The organism is Sphaerothrix gracilis Ecp01, assembly GCF_030405905.1.
GTDB lineage: Bacteria > Cyanobacteriota > Cyanobacteriia > Phormidesmidales > Phormidesmidaceae > Sphaerothrix > Sphaerothrix gracilis.
This window is the reverse complement of record NZ_JASATW010000017.1, coordinates 74,128-94,644: the sequence shown is the minus strand read 5'-3', so window position 1 is coordinate 94,644 and position 20,517 is coordinate 74,128. Positions and strand designations below refer to the sequence as shown.

The 20,517-nt window shown below is 53.3% G+C and carries 15 protein-coding genes; 4 read left to right on the top strand and 11 right to left on the bottom strand.

The features are described 5' to 3' along the window. Positions 1 to 163 precede the first annotated feature (163 nt). From cbiQ to QJQ48_RS18545, 4 genes are all read right to left on the bottom strand, one after another. Complete coding sequence (gene cbiQ / locus QJQ48_RS18560) at positions 164 to 931, bottom strand: cobalt ECF transporter T component CbiQ (protein WP_346292740.1); 768 nt, start codon at positions 929 to 931, stop codon at positions 164 to 166. Further along, on the bottom strand, positions 928 to 1,569 hold the full coding sequence (gene cbiM / locus QJQ48_RS18555; RefSeq protein WP_346292739.1) for a cobalt transporter CbiM: 642 nt from the start codon (positions 1,567 to 1,569) through the stop codon (positions 928 to 930). Before cbiM ends, cbiQ begins: the two co-directional genes overlap by 4 nt. After that, the gene (locus QJQ48_RS18550; RefSeq protein WP_346292738.1) at positions 1,569 to 2,021 is read right to left on the bottom strand and encodes a carboxypeptidase regulatory-like domain-containing protein; all 453 of its coding nucleotides are present in this window, start codon (positions 2,019 to 2,021) and stop codon (positions 1,569 to 1,571) included. The genes cbiM and QJQ48_RS18550 overlap by 1 nt, the downstream gene beginning before the upstream one ends. A 62-nt stretch (positions 2,022 to 2,083) precedes the next feature. Continuing rightward, on the bottom strand, positions 2,084 to 2,914 hold the full coding sequence (locus QJQ48_RS18545) for a DUF4382 domain-containing protein (RefSeq protein WP_346292737.1): 831 nt from the start codon (positions 2,912 to 2,914) through the stop codon (positions 2,084 to 2,086). 233 nt (positions 2,915 to 3,147) lie between these two features. On the opposite strand from QJQ48_RS18545, the gene ggt reads away from it, so the two are divergent. The 3 genes from ggt to QJQ48_RS18530 all read left to right on the top strand — a co-directional run bounded on the left by ggt (position 3,148) and on the right by QJQ48_RS18530 (position 6,114). Further along, entirely contained in the window at positions 3,148 to 4,707 is a 1,560-nt protein-coding gene (ggt, locus tag QJQ48_RS18540; protein ID WP_346292736.1) for a gamma-glutamyltransferase, read from the top strand. A 376-nt stretch (positions 4,708 to 5,083) separates the two neighbouring features. Beyond that, positions 5,084 to 5,215, top strand: coding sequence for a hypothetical protein (locus QJQ48_RS18535; RefSeq protein ID WP_346292735.1), 132 nt, complete (start codon positions 5,084 to 5,086; stop codon positions 5,213 to 5,215). Positions 5,216 to 5,298: 83 nt separating this feature from the next. Beyond that, complete coding sequence (locus QJQ48_RS18530) at positions 5,299 to 6,114, top strand: SDR family NAD(P)-dependent oxidoreductase (protein WP_346292734.1); 816 nt, start codon at positions 5,299 to 5,301, stop codon at positions 6,112 to 6,114. A gap of 394 nt (positions 6,115 to 6,508) precedes the next feature. Here QJQ48_RS18530 and QJQ48_RS18525 read toward each other — a convergent pair whose 3' ends face one another. Beyond that, positions 6,509 to 8,236 (bottom strand): ABC transporter ATP-binding protein, encoded by a 1,728-nt coding sequence (locus QJQ48_RS18525; RefSeq protein ID WP_346292733.1) that lies wholly within the window; start codon positions 8,234 to 8,236, stop codon positions 6,509 to 6,511. Positions 8,237 to 8,503: 267 nt separating this feature from the next. Between QJQ48_RS18525 and QJQ48_RS18520 the strand changes: the two genes are divergently transcribed. Then, a complete protein-coding gene (locus QJQ48_RS18520; protein WP_346292732.1) occupies positions 8,504 to 11,395 on the top strand; it encodes a GAF domain-containing protein in 2,892 nt (963 codons plus the stop codon). A 24-nt stretch (positions 11,396 to 11,419) separates the two neighbouring features. Here the strand turns inward: QJQ48_RS18520 and QJQ48_RS18515 are convergent, their stop codons facing one another. From QJQ48_RS18515 to QJQ48_RS18490, 6 genes are all read right to left on the bottom strand, one after another. Next, positions 11,420 to 13,642: a DUF4114 domain-containing protein gene (locus tag QJQ48_RS18515; RefSeq protein WP_346292731.1), complete on the bottom strand. Its 2,223-nt coding sequence runs from the start codon at positions 13,640 to 13,642 to the stop codon at positions 11,420 to 11,422. A 193-nt stretch (positions 13,643 to 13,835) separates the two neighbouring features. After that, on the bottom strand, positions 13,836 to 16,352 hold the full coding sequence (recG, locus tag QJQ48_RS18510; protein WP_346292730.1) for an ATP-dependent DNA helicase RecG: 2,517 nt from the start codon (positions 16,350 to 16,352) through the stop codon (positions 13,836 to 13,838). 14 nt (positions 16,353 to 16,366) lie between these two features. Beyond that, positions 16,367 to 17,539: a hypothetical protein gene (locus QJQ48_RS18505; RefSeq protein ID WP_346292729.1), complete on the bottom strand. Its 1,173-nt coding sequence runs from the start codon at positions 17,537 to 17,539 to the stop codon at positions 16,367 to 16,369. Between the two features lie 167 nt (positions 17,540 to 17,706). Further along, entirely contained in the window at positions 17,707 to 18,366 is a 660-nt protein-coding gene (tsf, locus tag QJQ48_RS18500; RefSeq protein ID WP_346292728.1) for a translation elongation factor Ts, read from the bottom strand. A 55-nt stretch (positions 18,367 to 18,421) separates the two neighbouring features. Continuing rightward, entirely contained in the window at positions 18,422 to 19,225 is an 804-nt protein-coding gene (rpsB, locus tag QJQ48_RS18495; protein ID WP_346292727.1) for a 30S ribosomal protein S2, read from the bottom strand. 348 nt (positions 19,226 to 19,573) lie between these two features. Next, positions 19,574 to 19,960, bottom strand: coding sequence for a hypothetical protein (locus QJQ48_RS18490; protein ID WP_346292726.1), 387 nt, complete (start codon positions 19,958 to 19,960; stop codon positions 19,574 to 19,576). Between the last annotated feature and the right edge of the window lie 557 nt (positions 19,961 to 20,517).

The following is a 20,517-nucleotide window of genomic DNA, read 5'->3' as shown; positions in this document are numbered from 1 at the left end:
CTAATGGCCTGCTGAGCTTGATTTAGCATAGGGGCGATACAACATGTTACTGCTACTAGCTTAAAAATAATTTGTTAAAACCGCTTGTTAAGCCCGAAGAATCGCAAATTTGTTTATCGGCGTTTATTAAACTTTTTGAAAAGAAATAAAAAAATTGGAGCTATTAATTTATTACAAGTTCGCCAATTAAAACACCTGCCGCAAGGGTGAACGTTAGCCCTAAAAGCAGGCGATCGCGGCGAGTTGGCTTAAACTGAGGCCCTTTTATAGGGTCACCGTATCCATAGCCCCGCAGCAGCATCGCTTTATAAACCTGCTCTGATTTCTCATAGCTGCGAATCAGCAAGCTACCGGCCAGCGCCGCTAGATTCTTAAAGGTGCGCCAGTTAAAGCGATGGCTGTCAAAGCCGCGAAGCTGCATGGCGGTTCGCATGGAGCGGAAGTAGTCGCCAATTTCAAAGATGTAGCGGTAGGTCAGCACCGTCATATCAGCCAGAATTGGCGGTAAGCCCAGCGATCGCATGGCCCGAATGGTTTCAAAAAAAGGGGCCGTGCCGAAAAGCACTAGCCCCAAGGTCAAGATGCAGACAAAACGAACTGAAACCAAAACGACTGCCAGCAAACCTTCTTGATAAATCTGCAACGGCCCCAGCGTCGCAATGACCGTACTGCCCGATAGAAACGGCAGCAGCACCACCACCATAGCCAGAAAGACACCGGGAACCTGCAGGCGCTGCCGCCAAAAGCTCAGCGGCAGACCCGCAGCGTAGTAAAACATAAACGTGCTGAGGGCAATCACCGGCAGTAAGGCTAAGCTGCGGACGAACGAGAAAGCCAAAATCAGGGCCATCAGGCCAATCAGCTTATATTTAGGCAGCCATCGATGGATAGGCGAAGCTAACCGCGCATAGTCGTCTAGCCCTAGTTTCATTGCTGTGGCAAAAGCTCCGGCTTGACTCGGTAGATAAATGACACCAGCAAAGCGGTGAAGAACCCTTCCAGCACCACCACAGGCAGATGGGCTAAGGCTAAACCGGCGATCGCGGTGCGCTCCGTTTGCGGATTAAATCCAGCCGGCAAAAAGATAATCAGCAGGCTAAAGAAAATCAGCACTGCCAGCCCCAAGCCAATCGCGCCGGAAAAAAAGCCCAAAACGGCTAGACTTCTGGCCTGAGTTAGCTTGAGCCGATACCGCAGCCGAAAGATATAGTGAGCCGCGATCGCTGGAATTCCCATCATCAGAGCATTGATCCCCAAGGTAGATAGGCCGCCGTGTTGAAACATGACGGCCTGAAACAGCAGGCCAATTAGGATCGCCGGAAAGGCAAAATAGCCCAGCAGCGTCCCCAACAGGCCATTCAAAATTAAATGAACGCTGGTGGGCGGTACCGGAATGTGGATCCAAGAAGCAACAAAGAAAGCGGCTGTGAGTAAAGACGCCTTCGGCACCGCCGCCTGGGGATTCTCGAAACGGTTGATTTGACGCAGTGAGTACCAGGTCGCCAGCCCGGTGCCAGCGTAGCCCGCCAGAACTAGCGGCGCTGGCAAAACACCGTCGGGAATATGCATCAGCCCTTTCTCCGCCAGAAGAACAAAGCCGTGCCCACAAAGCCCCAAACTCCCATCAGACCCATGAGAATGAGCTGGGAGGCACTGTAGCCAGTGCTGCCTTTAACAATGGCGGCTTGCAGTTGGGAATCTTCGCCCAGCGAAATCGCCACAATATCACCGTGCCCTGCCTGTCGCACCTGAACTTCCCAGTTGCCCGTAATTTCGGTGTCAGGGGTAAAGGTAAACTTGCCGCTGTCGTCTGTCTCCCCCGTCAGCCACGGCTCACTGGGATTATCAGGGGCATAAACCGCTACTTGAGCCTGCTGCATCGGCTCACCCGTGTCATAACTACTTTGAATCTCCACGGCTGACTGGATCTGATAGTCGATTCTAGCGCCGTGGGCGATCGCCTGGGCTTGACTCCCTAGCAAAGCGCAAGCCGCCAGTGGCCCGATTAGTTTGCCTTTCACACTTAACCTGTTTAAGAAATGACTTAACCCGAAGGATTATCCGCTGCCACCTAACAGCCATTTTAAGAAGTGACTTCTGTGGCTCGACAGTGTCCTTCACCAACGTGGGCCAGCCCTTGCAGCGCTGTCTGGAGCTGAGCATAGTCTTCGCTGGCAAGCTGTTGCTCCAGTGCCGCTAAATCGGCCTCAACCTGCTGGTCTGTCGCCAGAGCCGCAATTGGTTCAAAGCCTAAAGCTCCCGTATTAATTTCTGCCTCCGGTGCCGCTTCACCATCGCCAAAGATGTGGTCAAAATGGAAAGTTGCTTCCACGTCAGCGCTGTCTGCCGGTTCCAAAATGCCCTTACGATTTTCGCCCACAAAGTCACCGCAGACATAGGCGTAGGGCTGATCAAACTTGAGGGTAAAGTCTACTGTCTCACCCGCTTTTTCGGCAGTGCCGACCAGCATCAGCACCTGACCTGCCGCTGGCCCCTCCGAGGCGGGCACCATCTCCCAGGAAAGCGCATTGTATTGACCAGCAGGAGCTTCTACCTGGGTCACTAGGATCGGCTCTGCTTCGGCGTCGCCCGCCGCTAAATCTACGGTTTCAGCTTTGACCAACGGCACTTCTGCTTCTGCTTCCAAGGCGGCCTCAGCATCAGCATCGAAGGGAGGACTTGTTTGATAAGCCTTGACATCTGCCAGGCTGACATAAACATGGTCAAAATTGATTTGCCAGCCGTCTTTGGTGACGAAGCCCTGACGGACAAAATCTTCGCCGTTAGCACGGAGGGCTAAGGTGCCAGGTTCACTGGACGTTTCCGCTCCAGGCTGATCAGCAGTCGCACAGCCCCCCAGGAGCGCCATTACAACAGCAGCGCCAGTGACTGGGCTAAAGACTGATCGATTCATTATTCATCTCTCCTTGAATGGTAGGCTAATCCCCAACGGTCAGCAAGATAGCGCGCAGCACCTATAAGGAAACAAGTGTCTTAGCTGGAGGCTGAAACAGTTCTGCTAAGAAGTTAATATCGCTTAGCAAATTGAGAAGAACTGCAGCTTAAAGGCGCTCATAGCAACATCTACTATGGCTGATTACGTTACCACTAGTCTCTCAGCGAGGAAATGCGGGGGGTGGGGATAATATGGGTAAAAAACAGAGCAAAGGTTGTGTAGCGGCGGGGCATCCCGTGACGGCTGAGGCGGGTGCAGCCATGCTGGCATCTGGCGGCAATGCCTTTGATGCGGCGATCGCGGCGGCCCTGACGGCCTGTGTCAGCGAGTCGGTACTGACTTCTCTGGCAGGGGGGGGCTTTTTGCTGGCCCATACAGCCCAGGGCCACGATACCCTGTTTGACTTTTTCACCCAGACGCCCCAGCAAAAAACATGCCGCCGTCCGCTGGACTTTTACCCCATTGAAGCCAACTTTGGCGCTACCACCCAGCAGTTTCATATTGGCCTGGGGGCGATCGCCACCCCTGGCGTCCTCAAAGGACTTGTTCATGTACACCGCCGGCTGGGACGATTGCCGCTAGCAGCGGTGGCAGAACCGGCTATTCACTGGGCCAAAGCGGGGGTGCCCGTGAATGCTTTTCAGGCTTACTGCTATGAGCTGCTGACGCCGATTTTGACGGCAAATCCGGCAGTTAGAGCCGTCTATGCGCCTCAGGGATCGCCGCTGCGCTGCGGCGATCGCTTCTATCTGTCGGACTTCGCGACCACGCTGGGCCAGCTAGTAAACGATCCCGACGACTTCTATCACAGGGCAATCGCGGCGCAGATTGTGCAGGACTGCCAGCAGCAAGGCGGATATCTGACAGCCGCAGATTTGACAAATTACGGCGTGATTGAGCGATCGCCTCTGCAGATTCGCTATCGTGGCGCTACGCTGCTGACCAATCCGCCCCCTAGCTCTGGCGGTACACTGATTGCCTTTGCCCTGCGACTTTTAGAGCAGATAGATTTTGGTCACTTGCGGCCCGGTAGCCCAGCCCACCTACAAATGCTAGCCACCGTGATGCGGCTGACCAATCAGGCCCGCCGCGACGGCTATGACGCTAACCTCTACCGCGATAATATTGACGACTTTTTTCTCTCAGCAGCACATCTAGCCAGCTACACCGCCGACCTCGGCGCTGCCGCCAGCAAGTGGGGCAGCACTACCCATATCAGTGTGATTGACGGTGAGGGCAATGCCGCCAGCATCACCACCTCTAATGGTGAAGGCTCGTCATACATGATTCCGGGCACAGGCATCATGATGAACAACATGCTGGGAGAAGAAGATCTCAATCCACAGGGCTTCCATCGGTGGCAGATCAATCAGCGGATGTCCTCAATGATGGCTCCAACGCTGCTGCTAGTGCAGGGGCGTCCTTGCTTAGCTCTGGGATCAGGCGGCTCTAACCGTATCCGCACCGCCATTTTGCAGGTAATTTCTAATCTGCTGGATTTTGACATGCCCGTTGAGGCAGCAGTCAAAGCGCCGCGTATCCACTGGGAGCGGGGCGTGTTGAATTTAGAACCAGGATTTGACCGCACCCAGATAGAAGCTTTACCCGGCTGGGCGGTGGATGAGTGGATTTGGTGGCAGCAGCAGAACATGTTTTTTGGTGGGGTTCATGCCGTGATGGCCCACGCTGATGGGCGAATTGAAGGGGCAGGAGATACTCGCCGCTGCGGCGCGATCGCGGCGGTTGAGTAAAACAGGTTAAGAACCGATACAAATTCTCAGATGTCTGTTTTTACACTGGCGGTAGCTTAATCAGCTTGGCTAACCGTTAAAACACTGAGCAGGGGTAGCTTTCACGCTGTTTTGCAATAGCCTATCTGACGACAAAAATGCTCAAAATTAGAGCCAAAAACATGAGAGACATGGTCTGCCAAATTTGGCTTTTCTCAGAAAAATTAACGGCTGAAACAGTCAGTCCTGGACTCAAAATCGCCCGTTATGCGGAAATCTTTTACATTTTTAGGCCCATGTAAGCGGCCTGAGCGATCCTGAAGTAAACATTAAGCAACCTAAAGAAAATCGAGTTTTATAAATAAATGTTGCAGCTTCTTGATCCGGTTGTTAGCTTGTGAGTGCAGTTGCTACCGATGAACAACGTACCTTTTTAGGAGGCACTTTCTATGAACTGCATTCGCTTCATCTGGGTAAGGAGTTAGAGCGGGTAGGCCCAACCGTGGGCATAGCGCTAATTCCAGCTTGACATTTCACAACTGTCTCAATCGCCAAACGGCTCGTGGGAGCCACAGGCAGTTTGTGAATCACTCAATTTAGGAGATTTGCAATATGAATATTCAAGGAAAAACGGCTCTGGTCACCGGAGCCTCGCGCGGCATTGGCCGAGCGATCGCGCTAGAACTAGCCCAGCAGGGCGTCCGTCGGCTTATTTTGAGCGCTCGCAGTCGGCAAAAGCTGGCTGAGGTAGCGGCTGAAGTGGCGGCTTTGGGGGTAGAGGTCGTGCCCCTGTGCTGTGACCTGACCCGGCCCCAGGAGGTTAGCATTGCCATTGCCCAAGCCTGGAAAAGCCACGGCCCGATTCATCTGCTGGTGAACTGTGCCGGGGTGGCCCATCAAGCGCCTTTTCTCAAAACGCGGCTACCCCAGGTGCAGGCTGAGATTGATACGAATCTGATTGGCCTGTACACGGTGACGCGCCTGATTGCCCGCCGCATGGCAACTCAGCGGGAGGGCTGCATTGTCAATGTGTCTAGTCTGATGGGCAAGGTGGCCGCGCCGACAATGGCGACCTATTCAGCCACAAAGTTTGCCATTTTGGGCTTTAGCCAAGCTCTGCGGCACGAGCTGGCGGGGCACAACGTCAAGGTGGTAGCGTTGCTGCCGTCGCTGACGGATACGGATATGGTGCGGCACTTTGACTGGTTTCGCGGGGTGGTGCCGATGACGCCGCCGCAGGTAGCCCAAGCACTGATGCGGGGCTTGCAGCAGGATAAGTCGGAGATTGTGGTGGGCTGGCAGGGCCGTTTGGCGCTGTGGTGCGATCGCCTTGCGCCTTGGCTGCTGAACTGGGTGCTGCGGGTAACGGCTCCCAAAGTGAAGTGGGCTGAGCGTCTGCGATCGCCGCTGTATCAGGAAAGTCCATAGCCCTATTTCGCCCAGGCTTAAAACGCGGCTCAAATTCCCTGCATGCAGCTAGGGCAGGCGGGAACGGTCCTTTGGGAAAAAAGCGGAGAGCAGCCGTTTCATGACAAGGACCGTTCCCTCTAGAAAGCCATTTCAACACCTAACGTCACTAGCTTTTTATCAAGCAGTTCAAAGACTTTCTCAATCGCTGTCGGCTCATACGGCGGCGGTTCTTCTGACATAAGCCCTAATTCGCAAACAGATGTCTCTGTTTTAACTCAGCCTATCCACCACACTTACCAACACCGTGCCTATCTTCTACGCAATTTGGCCGTGATGGGCACGCCAAGCTTTGCCCATCACTACCCTTGCTGATGATACGGGAAAGAGTGTGAGCGTCTCGCTCATGCCTCCACTAAGCCTGAAACTGCTGAGCATAAAAATGAGCATAGCGATCGCCCTTTTCCAGCAGTTCCGTATGGCTCCCCTGCTCCACTACCTGCCCCTGCTCCAGCACCAAAATCCGATCGGCATTGCGTACCGTCGCTAAGCGGTGAGCGATGATAAACACGGTGCGATCGCGCATTAGCCTTTCTAGCGCCTCCTGCACCAGCGCCTCTGACTCAGAATCGAGAGCCGAAGTTGCCTCATCTAAAATCAGAATTTTTGGATCCAGCAGTACCGCGCGGGCGATCGCAATTCGCTGCCGCTGCCCCCCCGATAAATTCACGCCTCGCTCCCCCACCCAGGTATGGTAGCCCTGAGAAAACTGCTGAATAAAGTCGTGAGCATTCGCCACTTTCGCCGCTGCCTGCACCGCTTCTAAGTCAAACTGCGATCGCCCAAAGGCAATATTCTGGGCGATCGTCCCCGTAAACAAAATATTTTCCTGGGGCACAATGCCGATCTGCTGCCGCAAACTGCGCAGCGTCACCGTTTGAATATCCTGACCGTCGATGAGAATCTTACCTGCCTGCAGTTCATAGAAGCGGGGCAGCAGGTTCACCAGCGTAGTTTTGCCGGCGCCAGAAGCCCCCACCAGCGCGATCGCCTCTCCCGGCATCACCTGCAAGCTCAAATCCTTGAGTACCGGCTGACCGGCAACATAGCCAAAGCTGACATTTTCGTACTCAACCTTGCCCGTCACCGCTGGTAGACTTACCGCATCGGGTCGCTCCTGCACCCCCGGTTCTAGGGCAAGTAGCTCAAAAATGCGATCGAGGGAGGCTTCTCCTTCTTTGAACTGCCCATAGTTAATGATCACATGGTTCACCGGATCAATCAGCATCAGTGCCGCTGCGATGTAGCTACCAAATTCCGCGCCGGTTAAGTTTTCTTCGGCAATTTGCCAGGAGCCAATCAGCAGCAGCAGCGCCACCATCAGCGCATAGAGAAACCCCGTCACCGGATACTGCACCGACTTCAGCCACTCCGCCGAATAGCGGGCCTGCCGGTTACGCTCCGCCGCTTGGCGAAACTGCTCGATTTCATAAGACTCTGCCGCAAATGCCTGCACCAGCCGAATGCCGCTGAAGACCTCAATCAGCCGCGAGGACAGATCAGACACCAAATCCTGACTGCGGCGAGAAAATCGCAGCATCTTCTCTCCAAACCAGCCCGTCAAAATCGCCAGCAGCGGCACCAGTACCAAAGCTGCAAGGGTGAGCTGCCAGTTGAGATAGAGCATGTAGCCCAGCACCACCACTAGCTGCAGCACCGAGGGCACAAAGTCGTGAAAAAACTTGTTGACCACTTCGCCAATGCGGTCGATGTCTTCAGTCAGGCGATAGGCTAAATCTCCGGTTTGGGACTTTTCAAAATAGGCAAGGCTGAGCCGCTGTAAATGGCTATACACCTGCATCCGCAAATCCAAAGCGATCTGCAGCGCCGCCTTCGCCATCAGCGAATCCTGCCCGTACTGCCCCAGCTTTTGAATCAGAAAGCCCACCATTGTCAAGGCAGCGACCTGCGCCAGCGCCACCACTCGCCCCTGCACTAGCAGCGAAATGATCTTGCCGGATAGCCAAGCTAAAATCGGCCAAAAAGCCGTGAATACCAGCGTCGAAAGAAAGGCGTAAAAAATGGTACGCCACTGCTGCCGCACGTAGGGAATAATATGCCAATAGTTCGAGCGCGTTTTCAAGGTTGTTTTTGTGACGTAACTTATGGTCACGCTACCAGGTTTTAGTCAGCAATTGCGCAGTGTTGGGAGCCAACCAGAATCGCCTTGAAGAATTGGAGAAGACTGGCATTCTTAGGGGCGAGGGCAAGCGCTGAAGTGCTACATCTAAGGTCATACCGCCAGCTGCCTGCCGAGATTGTATGTTACAAACACTGGAAAAATTAAGTCCCCAGTCAAAGCTGAGAAAGCGCCCCTAAGGCGCGTGGTTACTGCCGGATCAAAAGCAAGATGAATAATTGGTTGCAATCCATTTTCTCCGCCGAACTGCATTACGTCCCGCACGGTCACTGCTATCTTTGGCAAAAGCCCCTCGTCGGATTACATTTGATCAGCGATCTGCTGATCGCGATCGCCTACTTTTCCATTCCGGCGATACTGGTGTATTTCGTACATAGGCGTCAAAACACCCCTTTTACCAAGGTTTTTGTTCTATTCAGTTTATTCATTACGGCCTGCGGCATTGGCCATTTGCTAGATATCTGGACGTTGTGGTTTCCCAACTACTGGATGGCAGGAGCAGAGCGCGCTTTCACTGCTTTTATCTCTTGCTTCACTGCTATCCGGCTAGTTGAGTGGATGCCTCAGTTCTTAGCCTTACGATCGCCCCAGGAACTGGAAGAATTGAATCAGCAACTGGAGCAGGAGGTCGCTGCTCGTAAACACGCTCAAGAGACGCTGCAAAATCTCTTAGAAGCCACTGCCTCTGTTACCGGAGAAGCCTTCTTTTCAGCCTTAGTACAACAGCTGGCGCAAGCCACTGGCGCTGATCATGCCCTCGTTTCAGAGTGGAATGAGGCTGAGCCAGATCAGCTCCACATGCTGGCCTTTTGGAGCCAGGGTGAAAACAAGCCACCTTGGAACCAGTCCCTCAGCGGCCATCCCTGTGAGCAAACTATTCGCAGCGGGCAGCCTGCCTATTGCAGCAAAAATGTTCGAGACCAGTTTCCTCACTCTGCCGCTTTAGCAGCCCTGGGCAATGTTAACTACTATCTTGGGGTGCCGCTGCTAGGGGCCACAGGCAAGGTCATTGGTTCGCTGTGCATTGTTCATCATCAGCCTTTGCTCACCCAGCCAGAGGCAGAAGCAATTATGCACATACTGGCAGCCAAAGCGTCTGCTGAACTACAGCGAGAGCACGCAGAAGCAGCGCTTCGGGCAGCCTATGCCGAAATGGAACAGCGAGTTGCAGAACGGACAGTCGAACTGCAGCAGGCTAACGTGCAGTTGACTCAGGTAGCTCAGCAAGAGCGCACTGTCGCCCGCGTCATTCAGCAGATGCGTCAGAGCTTGGATTTGACAACAATTTTTCGGGCAGCAACCCAGGAGCTGAGAAAGGCGATCGACTGCGATCGCGTGATTGTCTATCGGTTTAATCCAGATTGGAGCGGCGACATTATTGCTGAAGCCTTAGGTGCGGGGCGATCGCTGCTAGATGAGCAGTCAGCAGACTCTCCCTGGAACGCCGACTTGCTTCAAGCAGACAAGTGTACTGTTCGCCTCCTCGCAGATAAAGCGGCTAGAATTCGAGATACCTACCTCCAGGAAACCCAAGGCGGTCTTTACAATCCAGGAACTCCCTACCTGAGCGTAGAAGATATCTACACTCGCAACTTTAGCGCCTGCTATATCGACCTGCTAGAGAGCATTCAGGTACGCGCCTACCTGACAGTACCTATTTTTTCAAGACGCTGTCTTTGGGGACTCCTGATCTGCCATCAGAACACGCATCCTCGTCACTGGCAGTCTGAAGCAATTCGCATCGTGACCCGCATCAGCGATCAGCTTGGCGTCGCTATTCAGCAAGCCGAACTTTTTCAGCAAACGCAAGAACAAGCGCAGGCTCTCCAGCAGGCCAAAGAAGTCGCAGACAAAGCCAATCGAGCCAAAAGCGAGTTTCTGGCTAATATGAGCCACGAACTACGTACCCCACTCAATGCTATTCTCGGCTTTGCCCAGCTGATGCACTGCGATTCCGGGTTGACCAGTCAGCATCAGGAATATGTCAGCATTATCAACACTAGCGGCGAACATCTGTTAGGACTGATCAAAAACGTTCTAGAGCTGTCGAAAATTGAAGCGGGTCGAATGCAGCTAGATTCTGAGATATTCGACTTATCCTGCCTGCTGCAGGAACTGCGGGACATGCTACGTCTAGAAGCACAAGATAAAAAGCTCAGCCTGCAGATCTATCAAGATCCGGAACTGCCCACCCGCATCTCCACCGATCCCGGCAAGCTGCGTCAGGTTTTATTAAACTTACTCGGCAACAGCATTAAGTTCACCCAGACCGGCCATGTGCATTTGCACGTTGCGGCAGTTACTCACCATCCCGTGCAGCCAACACCTGCCAGCTTAGACGCCTGCCAGCCTCATTGCTACAAGACTCTGCGCTTTACAGTGGAAGATACGGGCACCGGCATCGCACCGGAGGAGTTGTCAGTTCTCTTCCAACCCTTTCAGCAAACCCAGTCAGGCATTAAGTCAGGCCAGGGAAGCGGGCTGGGATTGTCAATCAGTCGGCAGTACGTGCAGCTGATGGGAGGGGATATTGAAATTAATAGCGAGGTCGGGCACGGGACACAGGTAACGTTCACAATTCAGGTGGAGGAGAACAGCTATCCTGCTCAGGATGTCGTCTCTGACCAGCTAAATAGAGCTGTCCGAGGCGTCAGTAATCAACGCCGCTATCGCATCCTCATTGTGGAAGATAATCAGGTCAATCAGTTGCTACTGCAGCGATTCATGGAGTCTTTAAGCATGGATTTTCAGATTGCTGCTGATGGCGAAGAAGCATTGCTGCTTTGGCAAGAGTGGCGTCCAGACCTCATTTGGATGGATATACGGATGCCTCGGCTAGACGGCTATGAAGCCACTCGCCGGATTCGAGCCGCTGAAGCTCAGCAGGAACTAGCACCAACCGTAATTGTTGCGCTGACCGCGACTGCTTTTGCTGAGAGTTGCTCTGCCATGCTAGCTGCTGGCTGCAACGCGGTGTTGCACAAACCCTTCAAGCGGGAAAAGCTGCTAGCCCTGATGCGACGGTATCTTGACTTTAATTGTGATTACGGAGCTGAGCCGTCATCCTGTTTCCCTAGTTCGCTTAAGCGCTCTCAGTATTAGCGGCATTCTCAACCTTAGACGAGGCTAAATCCAGCCGACTGCCTGAGTACTAACGACCTGCTTCAGGTTAGGTAAGATCTCCACAGTGTAGGCAAAGGGAGAATCTGAGGTAGTCAATTGCTGCATTTGGCTGCCGTCTGGTCGGCGAGGAGAAAAGAATGAATCGGCACTCACAATCAGATTGCCGGCACTGTTGACAGCGATATTATTGGCGACCAGCGTATTGCTATTACCGCTGTTCAATAGGGCAGAGAGATAGGCTGCATCCAGCAGTTCCCCTGTGGCTAAATCTAGCCGTCCGATCACCGATACCTTGGCACCGCCCCCCTGCCCGTAGCTTCTGAGCCAGTTCTGCTGGGCATCTTGGCTGGCACGGCGAAAATCTTCGCTGGCTGATCCCTGAGTGCCATCGACGGTGAAAATGCCGTAGAGGTCACTGCCTGTCCAAGCCAAACCGATGCCGCGTCCGTCAGTGCCGGTGACTTCATAGTCGGTGCGTGTCCAGTTGTTGAGTGGGTTAGCACTGTCAAACAGGCTGATAATCGGGTTCTGATTGTTGGCGCTGACCTGCTGGGTGCCGATATAAATTGTTTTGTCCCCCAGAGAAATCTGACTGCCGTTCAGGGCAGCGATCGCGGTTTCAGAAAAAGCCGGCTCGAATTTAACTAAGCTATCGGCAAAAGAAGTGAGCAGCGTTGTCGGCAGGCCGCCCGGATTACCGCCAGTAGAACCACCAGGGTTAGCCGTACCGCCCGGATTGCTGCTTGGATCGCCAGCACCAGTCGGATTGCCGGAATTAGGGTCAATCGCTGGAGTCGAGGGAGGACTGCTAGGGAAGCTGCCAGCAGTTGCTAGAATCTTTTCAAAAATAGAGGTATTCTGCCAGTCCTGACGGCGGGGTAGCAAAGCCTCGACTGATACGGCCTGTCCGGCTGCCCCCGTAATTTTGAAAATCAGGTCGTTGAAGTCGCTGTCCGAACGGCGATCGCGCCGCAGATCTTCCATCGCAAACAGGCCATTAGCAAGCTGCCCCATTTGGATAAAACCTTCCGGGTTAGCGGCTTCTATTGAAAACAAGGGCCGATGTTTGCCGCCGCGATCGGGCTGATCAAAAACGGACTGAACGCTATCATCTGGGACCAGCATGAGGCCAAAGGTATCCCCTGGGGTGAGGGCAACGGACTGCAATCCGCCATAGCCGCCTCGATTCCAGTTCCGTTCACCCAGTTCTCCGGAAATTTGCGCCCCCTGCTCGGCATCGGCAATCACAATGTAGCCCGTCGGTGAATGGCTCAAAGCGCGCCGCGCGGCTTCTTTGATATAGGCCGTTGAGCCGGGGGTCAGTGTTTCCATCCCTGCCAAGCTGAAGATAGCCAGTTCCCCCGTATAGGCTCCGCTGTCAAAGACGAATTCAACCCCGACCTCGCCGCTGCTGCCGACGGTAAACTCACCCAGGGCAGCTTGCTCTACGGCCCAAACCCGATCTTGCCAGTGCAGAACAGCGTGATCGTTTTCAGCTTTGAGCGCAGCTAAATCAGTAGGTGCGATCGCCTCATCCCGCACCAAAGCGGCAAAAATGGCGCCCTCATCCCCAGTCGCATCCACTGAGTTCAACTGACTATCTAAGGCGTGCCCCAATTCCTCCAGTAAAACAGCCGCGATCGCGCTTTGAGCATTTTGCGCCAGCAGATCTTGTCCCAAGTAAACAGTCTGGTTAGCAGCTGAGAAAGCTCCTCTGGCCTGCAATACCGCTGACGGCACGATTTCTAGTTCAGGCAGCGATCGCTCTTGTGTCCAGTCCGTAATTATCTGTCGGGCTAGTCCAGCCTCTATTTCGCTGCCAAAGGCGGTAGCGATCGCGGTTTCAAATCGAGGATCGGCTAAAAACTGGGATAGCTGGGTTCGAGCCGTTTCCCAAGCCTGAGTTAAGGACATATTGAATGAGGGAACAGGCTGGTCTACTAGCAAGCGATCGGGTTGCAGGGGAGCATGAAGCTGACCAGTGAGGCGATCGGATGACTCAGGAGCGATCGCGGCATCGGCCTCGTGCGGCTCAAATAGGGGCGAAATGGTCAAGAGCTGGGGGGCTAATTCGGCGGCAGCTGAGCTGTGCTCAACCAAATCAGCCAGTTGCCAAAAAGTCTCTCCCACACTTTCCGGCTTGACAAGCGGATTTAAGCCCTCTGCCAATGGAGAATGTGCCTGGGAAGCCAGAATACTCAAATCGCCTGCAAAAGTTTCAGCCATAAGCTTGCCTCAAAGCTCAACCGCTTACAGCTACTCAAGATTTTGCTTTATATCTGGAATTTTGATGAAAAACCAGTATTCTCACGAGAAAAGGCAGGATTTGATCGAGTTACCTCCAGCGTATTCACGGAGAACTCAAAAAACGCTGCTCCAGGAAATCACTGAGGCAGAAACTTGTCGTTTATAGTTCCCGCTAAGTCAAAATCGCGCCGCCCATGAGTTTTTGATAGCGGCGGGCAAGCTCGGCTTTCATCAGCGGCCATAGCTCCAAGGTCGAGTCCTCGGCAATGATTTGTTCTGCCGCCGTACGAGCCAGCTCCAGCACGTCTTGATCTTCTACCAGGCTAGCTAAAGCAAAGTCCGGCAGCCCTGACTGCCGCGTACCCAGCACCTGTCCCGGCCCCCGAAAGCGCATATCCATCTCTGAGATAAAGAAGCCGTCTTGAGACTGCTCTAAAACCTTGAGCCGTTGGATTGCCGTTTCGTTCTTGGTAGCGCTCATCAATAGGCAATAGGACTGATCGGCCCCCCGCCCGACCCGGCCTCGGAGCTGGTGCAGTTGGGACAGACCAAAGCGCTCGGCGTGTTCAATCAGCATAACGCTGGCATTGGGAATATCGACGCCAACTTCGACAACCGTTGTAGACACTAGAATCTGGGTTTGGCGATCGCGGAACTGAGTAATCGCTTGGTCTTTCTCTGCCGAAGTCATGCGTCCGTGCAGCAGCCCCACCTGAAACTCTGGGAAAATGCTTTCCTGCAGCCGCTGATGTTCTTCAATAGCTGACTTCAAATCCAGCTTTTCTGACTCTTCAACTAGCGGCAGCACCACATAGGTCTGTCGCCCTTGAGCAATCTCACGCCGAATTAGGTCATAGGCATGATTGCGATCGCGCCCGGTCAGCAGCGTAGTTTGAATCGCTTTGCGTCCGGGAGGCAGCTCGTCAATCTGGCTGACATTAAGGTCACCGTGGAGCGTCAGCGCTAACGTCCGGGGAATAGGAGTCGCAGTCAGGGTCAGTACGTGGGGATTTTGCCCTTTTTGCTGCAGGCGCGCCCGCTGCTGTACGCCGAAGCGGTGCTGCTCGTCAATGGTCACCAGCCCCAGCGCCTGAAACTGAACCGGGTCTTCAATTAGGGCATGGGTGCCGACCAGCAGCGGCAGTTCGCCCGACTGGAGCTGGGCAAACATCTCCCGCCGCTTGGCGGCTCGCGTCGATCCGGTCAGCAGCTCAACGGGTAAATGCAGCAGGTTGAACCAGCTCACCAGCTTGCGGTAGTGCTGCTCGGCTAATACTTCGGTCGGAGCCATCAGCGCTGCCTGATACCCGGCCTGAATGGCCGCTAGAATAGCCACCACCGCCACCACCGTCTTCCCCGATCCCACATCTCCCTGCACCAAACGGTTCATCGGCGTCGGCTGCTGCAGGTCATTGAGAATTTCATTGACTACCCGCTGCTGGGCTGCCGTCAGAGCGAACGGCAGCACCTGATAAAAAGCATCAATCAGCCGTCCGGTCGGGGTGAGGGTTACCTCAGTTTGCACCTGTCGCTGCTCTTGCCGTCGCCGCAGTAGTCCCAACTGTAGATAAAAGAACTCGTCAAAGACCAAACGCCGTCTCGCGGCTGCTAAGGCATCTGAATCGGGCGGAAAATGAATATGGGCGATCGCGATGGGCAGTTTGACTAGCCCCTGCTGCTCTCGCAGCGCCGCCGGTAGCGGATCTTTCAGCCCCACCGCAGCGGGCAAAGCGCCGACTACCGCTCGCCGGACTAAATCTGCCGCCACTCCCTCCGTCAGTGGATAGACGGGCACTACGCGGCCCACGGTGAGAGAGTCGATCGCCCCGGCACTGTCGAGCAGTTCAATATCAGGGTCATCCAGCGTCAGGCCGTATTTGTTTTGCTTCACTAAGCCCGAAGCCGCCACCGTAGACCCCAGCGGATACAGCCGTTTCTGCCGCTCTTGCCAACCGCGATGCCGGTAGCGGCTACCGGCGAAAAAACGGCTAATTTTGAGCTGACCGCTGCGATCGCGAATCAGCAGCTCGAAGATAGTCAGTTTGGCATTGCGGGGACTGTTAAAACAGGTGCAGCGCTTTACCGTCCCGACAATGGTGACGGTTTCGCCCGGTTCTAAGTTGCGAATAGTGACCTGACGGGCATAGTCGATATGATCGCGGGGATAGTAGTACAGCACGTCCCGCACGGTATAAAGACCGAGCTTGGCTAGGCGATCGCTGTTCTTGGGGCCAATCCCCTTTAGGTAGGTGAGTGGCTGATCGAGATCAGGGAGCCGAGCGGCTGAGGTTGGTGGAGCGGTTAGCTCCTTGGTTTTGGGAGGCTTAGCCCGGACTGTTTTGGTAGGCGGACTCTGGGAAGAGGTAGCCTGCAGTGAGAGCTGTTGAGTAGCGGTCTCTTCCAGGCGGCGACGGGTCTGGTAAAGGCTGCGGCGAGTATCGGCCACGAGATGCTGCCGTTTGGCAAAGCTGAGTTCGCTGTAGGCTTGAAAGGACGCGGCTAGCGATCGCCACTGAGTTTGCTCAGCATCAGACAGGCTATGGGGGGGCTGGCAGAGGCTGTCTCGCAGGAACTCGCTAAAGCGCTGCTGTTTTCCTACCAGGTCGTTAAAGCCATGATCGGCTTCTAGGGCCAATGCCTTTTGCAAACGTAGCCAATCAGGTAAATCTGAGGGATCGCGATCGCTCATCACGCTTTCAAACCCTAACTTTCAAACCAGCTCGCTCTCCAAGCGGCCTCGGCCTCAGCGATCGCCCGCTCTCGCTGCTTCTGCTGATACTGCTGCGCTAGTCCCTTTAAACGGGCGAGCTGTTCCCGAATCTTAGTGCGCCAGACAGCCACCGTCGAGTCAGTAAACTCGACCTCAGACAGCCTTAAATTGACGGCCACTAGGTGGGTCATGGCTGCCGGATCGGGCGCTTCCGCCTCGGCATTATCTGTTTCCGCTTCCCCATCGTCTTCGGCGTCATCGTCTTCAGCGTCATATTCATCATCGCTCAGCTCTACCAGCACGTTCAGCACGTTCGGCGTGTTAGAGGCCACCTCTGTTAGCGCTTCTGCCTCTGCTGCCGCCGCCAAAACTGACTCTGGTAGATCAGGCAAAATCTTGGCCTGCTTCAGGAGCTGATTAGCATCTTGCGAAAGTACGCGCAAAACGCCGCGAATAGAATGCTCTAGCCGCATGTGGCGCTTAACTAATTCCACAGGCGTTAAAGTATCGGTGGCTGACGCATCACTCGTAACAGCCTGGTTCAGCAGCTTAGCCATTTCTGCCAAAGAGTCTTTAGCGGCCTGAGACTCTTCTGTGGCTGAGTCAGAATCCGTCTCAGCCGCCTCCAAATCTGCCGCCTCGGCCTCTTCCAAGCCCTGATCGCTCTCAGGCGAACCGACCTCTGCTAGAGACTCATAATCGTCTGTGATCTCGGCCCCTGAAATTTCAGAGCTATCTAGCGTCTCAACCGCCACCTCCAGATCCGAACTGTCTGAACTTTCTAGGGGTTCTCCCTTGACCGCTGCCGCAATTTCGGAGAGTAACTGAGGGGGTAGATCCTGCAGCGTGATGATACGCTCTCCGCTGGGCATAGAAGGTTCTTCTAGCCGTTCCAACTGCCGTAGCAGCTCAGCGCCCACTTTCTTGCCGAGCGCCTGTAAAGCCTGCTGCAGCCTCTGTCGCTGAGGAACTGAGAGCTGCAAAAAGCGATCGGGATAGGCTTGTGTGCACAGATGATAGCTCGCTAAGACCAACTGTCGCTTTGCAGCCTGCCCTAGCTCCGTCAAATACTGCTGATAAAGATCCCTGAATTCTTTTGCTAACTGCTCAGTTGCCTGCTCTAAAGCAGACAGCTCCCGCTTAATTTGTTCAACTGCTCGCACCATGCGCTCGCCACAGTAAAGTCAGACCCATCGCCTTTCTCAGGATAGCGATTCTCTTCGCCATTCGAGCAGGCTCTCTATGTGCAAAAAAGCAGGCCACGCCAAAGCTGACCTGCTATCTCCAAAAAAGACCTAGCATTTACTAGATCGCTGTAAGCCGCTGCGGGTTTTTACTTTTTACCCGCTTGAGCGGCTACTTCATCAGCAAAGTTAGTTTCTTCTTTTTCAATCCCTTCACCCAGAATGAACCGGGCAAAGCGGCGTACCTGAATGTTTTCGCCTATCTTAGCCACGTGCTGTTTGACTAACTCTTCCACAGTGATGCTCTGATCTTTGATGAAAGGCTGATCCAACAGCGATAGCTCTTTGAGACGCTTATCAATACGTCCCTGGACAATTTTCTCTCGAATATTTTCTGGTTTCTTCGAGAGATCGTCCCGGCCCATCTCGATTTGCTTCTCTTTTTCGACAATATCAGAGGGAATATCTTCTGCTCTGACATACTCGACGTTGGGGCAGGCTGCGATTTGCATCGCAATGTCCTGCGCCAGTGACTTGAACTCCTCGCGACGGGCTACAAAATCCGTTTCACAGTTAACTTCAACCAGCACGCCCACTCGGCCACCCGTATGAATATAGCTGTGAACCAAACCTTCTGCCGCTACCCGGCCCTCTTTTTTGGCGGCAGAGGTAATTCCTTTCTGCCGCAGCCACTCAACGGACTTCTCCAAGTCGCCGTCGTTTTCTTTGAGAGCCTTTTTACAGTCCATCATGCCTGCGCCTGTCTTGTCGCGCAGCTCTTTGACAAGTTTTGCAGATATGTCCGCCATAGGTGCCCTATTTGCTAAACCTCTAAGAACTCTATCAATCTATAGCCTGTTTCAATTAGCTATTGCCGTCGTCACTGTCATCGCTGTCATCAGCGGAAGCGGCTGGCACTTCGTCTTCGTCCTCGTAATCTTCCTCAGCTCCTTCGTAGTCTTCATAGTCATCATCGCTGTCGAGCTGACCATGAGAGCCTTCGTAGATAGCGTCTGCCAGCTTGCCCAAAATTAGCTTAATCGAGCGAATAGCATCGTCATTGGCCGGAATCGGAATGTCAACTACGTCAGGATCGCAGTTTGTATCTAGCAGCGCGATGATGGGAATATCAAGCTTCTGACATTCTTGAACAGCGTTATATTCCCGGCGTAGATCAACGACAATCACCGCGTCAGGAATTCGCCGCATCAGCTTGATACCGCCAAGATACTTTTGCAGCTTTTCCATCTCGCGGCGCAGGACGGCACCTTCCTTCTTGGGTCGCAAATCAATTGCCCCAGTTTCCTGCATCCGCTCTAGCTCTTTCAGTCGCTCTACCCGCGTCTTGATAGTGGCCCAGTTGGTGAGCATTCCACCCAGCCAGCGCTGGTTGATGTAGTAAGAACCGCAGCGGCTAGCTTCTTGGGCCACAATGCCCGCAGCCTGACGCTTGGTGCCAACAAACAGGAACTTTTGCCCCCCTTCAGCCGCGTCGCGAATATAGCTGTAAGCGTCTTCGACGCACTTAGCGGTCTGAACTAGATCAATAATGTGGACCCCATTACGAGACGTAAAGATGTAGGGATCCATTTTGGGATTCCAGCGACGGGTCTGGTGCCCAAAGTGAACACCTGACTCCAGAAGCTGAGCCAAAGAAACAACAGCCATAAATTTTCTCCTTTCGGGTTTATCCTCCATCTGGCTGTATCTTGGGCGGAAGCGGTATTTGCTTCCTGTGCAAAGGTTAAATCACCTTGCTAAGACACCCGAAATACCAGATGTGCGATTTTTCACAACTTTACTAGCGTAGCACGGCTGACTTAAAAACTGATTTGTCCTGCTAGGAAGAATAGGGCGCTGCCTGTGCCCTGTAAATATTCAATTTAGAGCGTTAAAGCGCCGCACAGCAAAAGCCCCTTTCGGCAGAAAGAGGCTTTATGAGCCAATATGGCTGTGACTTATTCGGTTAAGTCTGCTGGCTAACCCAGCAAGCGAGTTGCCGCCTTCAATCTGAATTTATCGCACAGCAATAGATTGGACATCACAAGTAAGTGGGCAAGCAGCATAGACCGGAGCCTGGCTGCCTTCCGACTCTTGATTCAGCCAGCCCAACCAGCTTACCTCATGAGGATAGACACCCTTGAGGGTAAGGCCAATTGACAGCAGAGTTACCCCCAGTAGATTAGCGCCAATCACAGCGCTGACGACAAAGAGGACAGCATTAGCTGGCATCAGAGGCAAAAGAGCGATCGCGGCTACAGCGGCCCCTGCTGTAATCAGAGTCACCACCGGAAATCCAATCACCAAAAAGCAAACTTCTAGAATCAGCATCCAAACCAGGAAGCTTTTCAAAAGGGACAATAACGCCCAGCCATCGGAGCTTTGAGATCTTACGATCGCCATAACTTTCTCTCCTTTAATTGCTTTAAATACAGCAGCTTGTCTTCTGAGAATAGGTGTTCGCCAAGACAAGAAAAAATAACAATACGCTTTTCTTAACGTTTTAACAGTATACCGAGACTGACTTGATTAGCTTTATCTTGTTTGCCAAAGTTTACAAGCGACTTCCTTGTTAAGCAAGTTGAAACATTCGAGAGAAGATATTTTTGAATGCATAATCTGTACTAAAAAGGAGAATCGACTGAACCGTTTATATAGGCTGTATTTTACTCAGAATAGGCGATCCCCAATTATGGTTCGGCAATTTCCCAGTTTAGGGTGAAGACAAGTTTCATGTCATGAAAATCTATCTTTAGGATGGTTGTAAACTCTAATAAAATGGCTTTGTATCTTTCAATACTTACCCGCATCGCTTTAAAGATAGTTCAAATGGACTTCTCCAAACTTGGTTGGTGTTATTAGTTACCAGCGCCAAGTAATCGTTAAAAACTCTTGTCTAATCACCTCTTGAGCCGTTAAAAGAGTAGAGATGGGCAGCCATATAAAGAATGTTTAAGAGA

Excerpts from the sequence above, each read along its gene's own strand:
- cbiQ (WP_346292740.1), bottom strand. The coding sequence starts at position 931 with ATGAAACTAGGGCTAGACGACTATGCGCGGTTAGCTTCGCCTATCCAT.
- cbiM (WP_346292739.1), bottom strand. The coding sequence starts at position 1,569 with ATGCATATTCCCGACGGTGTTTTGCCAGCGCCGCTAGTTCTGGCGGGC.
- QJQ48_RS18545 (WP_346292737.1), bottom strand. The coding sequence starts at position 2,914 with ATGAATCGATCAGTCTTTAGCCCAGTCACTGGCGCTGCTGTTGTAATG.
- ggt (WP_346292736.1), top strand. The coding sequence starts at position 3,148 with ATGGGTAAAAAACAGAGCAAAGGTTGTGTAGCGGCGGGGCATCCCGTG.
- QJQ48_RS18530 (WP_346292734.1), top strand. The coding sequence starts at position 5,299 with ATGAATATTCAAGGAAAAACGGCTCTGGTCACCGGAGCCTCGCGCGGC.
- QJQ48_RS18520 (WP_346292732.1), top strand. The coding sequence starts at position 8,504 with ATGAATAATTGGTTGCAATCCATTTTCTCCGCCGAACTGCATTACGTC.
- QJQ48_RS18515 (WP_346292731.1), bottom strand. The coding sequence starts at position 13,642 with ATGGCTGAAACTTTTGCAGGCGATTTGAGTATTCTGGCTTCCCAGGCA.
- recG (WP_346292730.1), bottom strand. The coding sequence starts at position 16,352 with ATGAGCGATCGCGATCCCTCAGATTTACCTGATTGGCTACGTTTGCAA.
- QJQ48_RS18505 (WP_346292729.1), bottom strand. The coding sequence starts at position 17,539 with ATGGTGCGAGCAGTTGAACAAATTAAGCGGGAGCTGTCTGCTTTAGAG.
- tsf (WP_346292728.1), bottom strand. The coding sequence starts at position 18,366 with ATGGCGGACATATCTGCAAAACTTGTCAAAGAGCTGCGCGACAAGACA.
- rpsB (WP_346292727.1), bottom strand. The coding sequence starts at position 19,225 with ATGGCTGTTGTTTCTTTGGCTCAGCTTCTGGAGTCAGGTGTTCACTTT.
- QJQ48_RS18490 (WP_346292726.1), bottom strand. The coding sequence starts at position 19,960 with ATGGCGATCGTAAGATCTCAAAGCTCCGATGGCTGGGCGTTATTGTCC.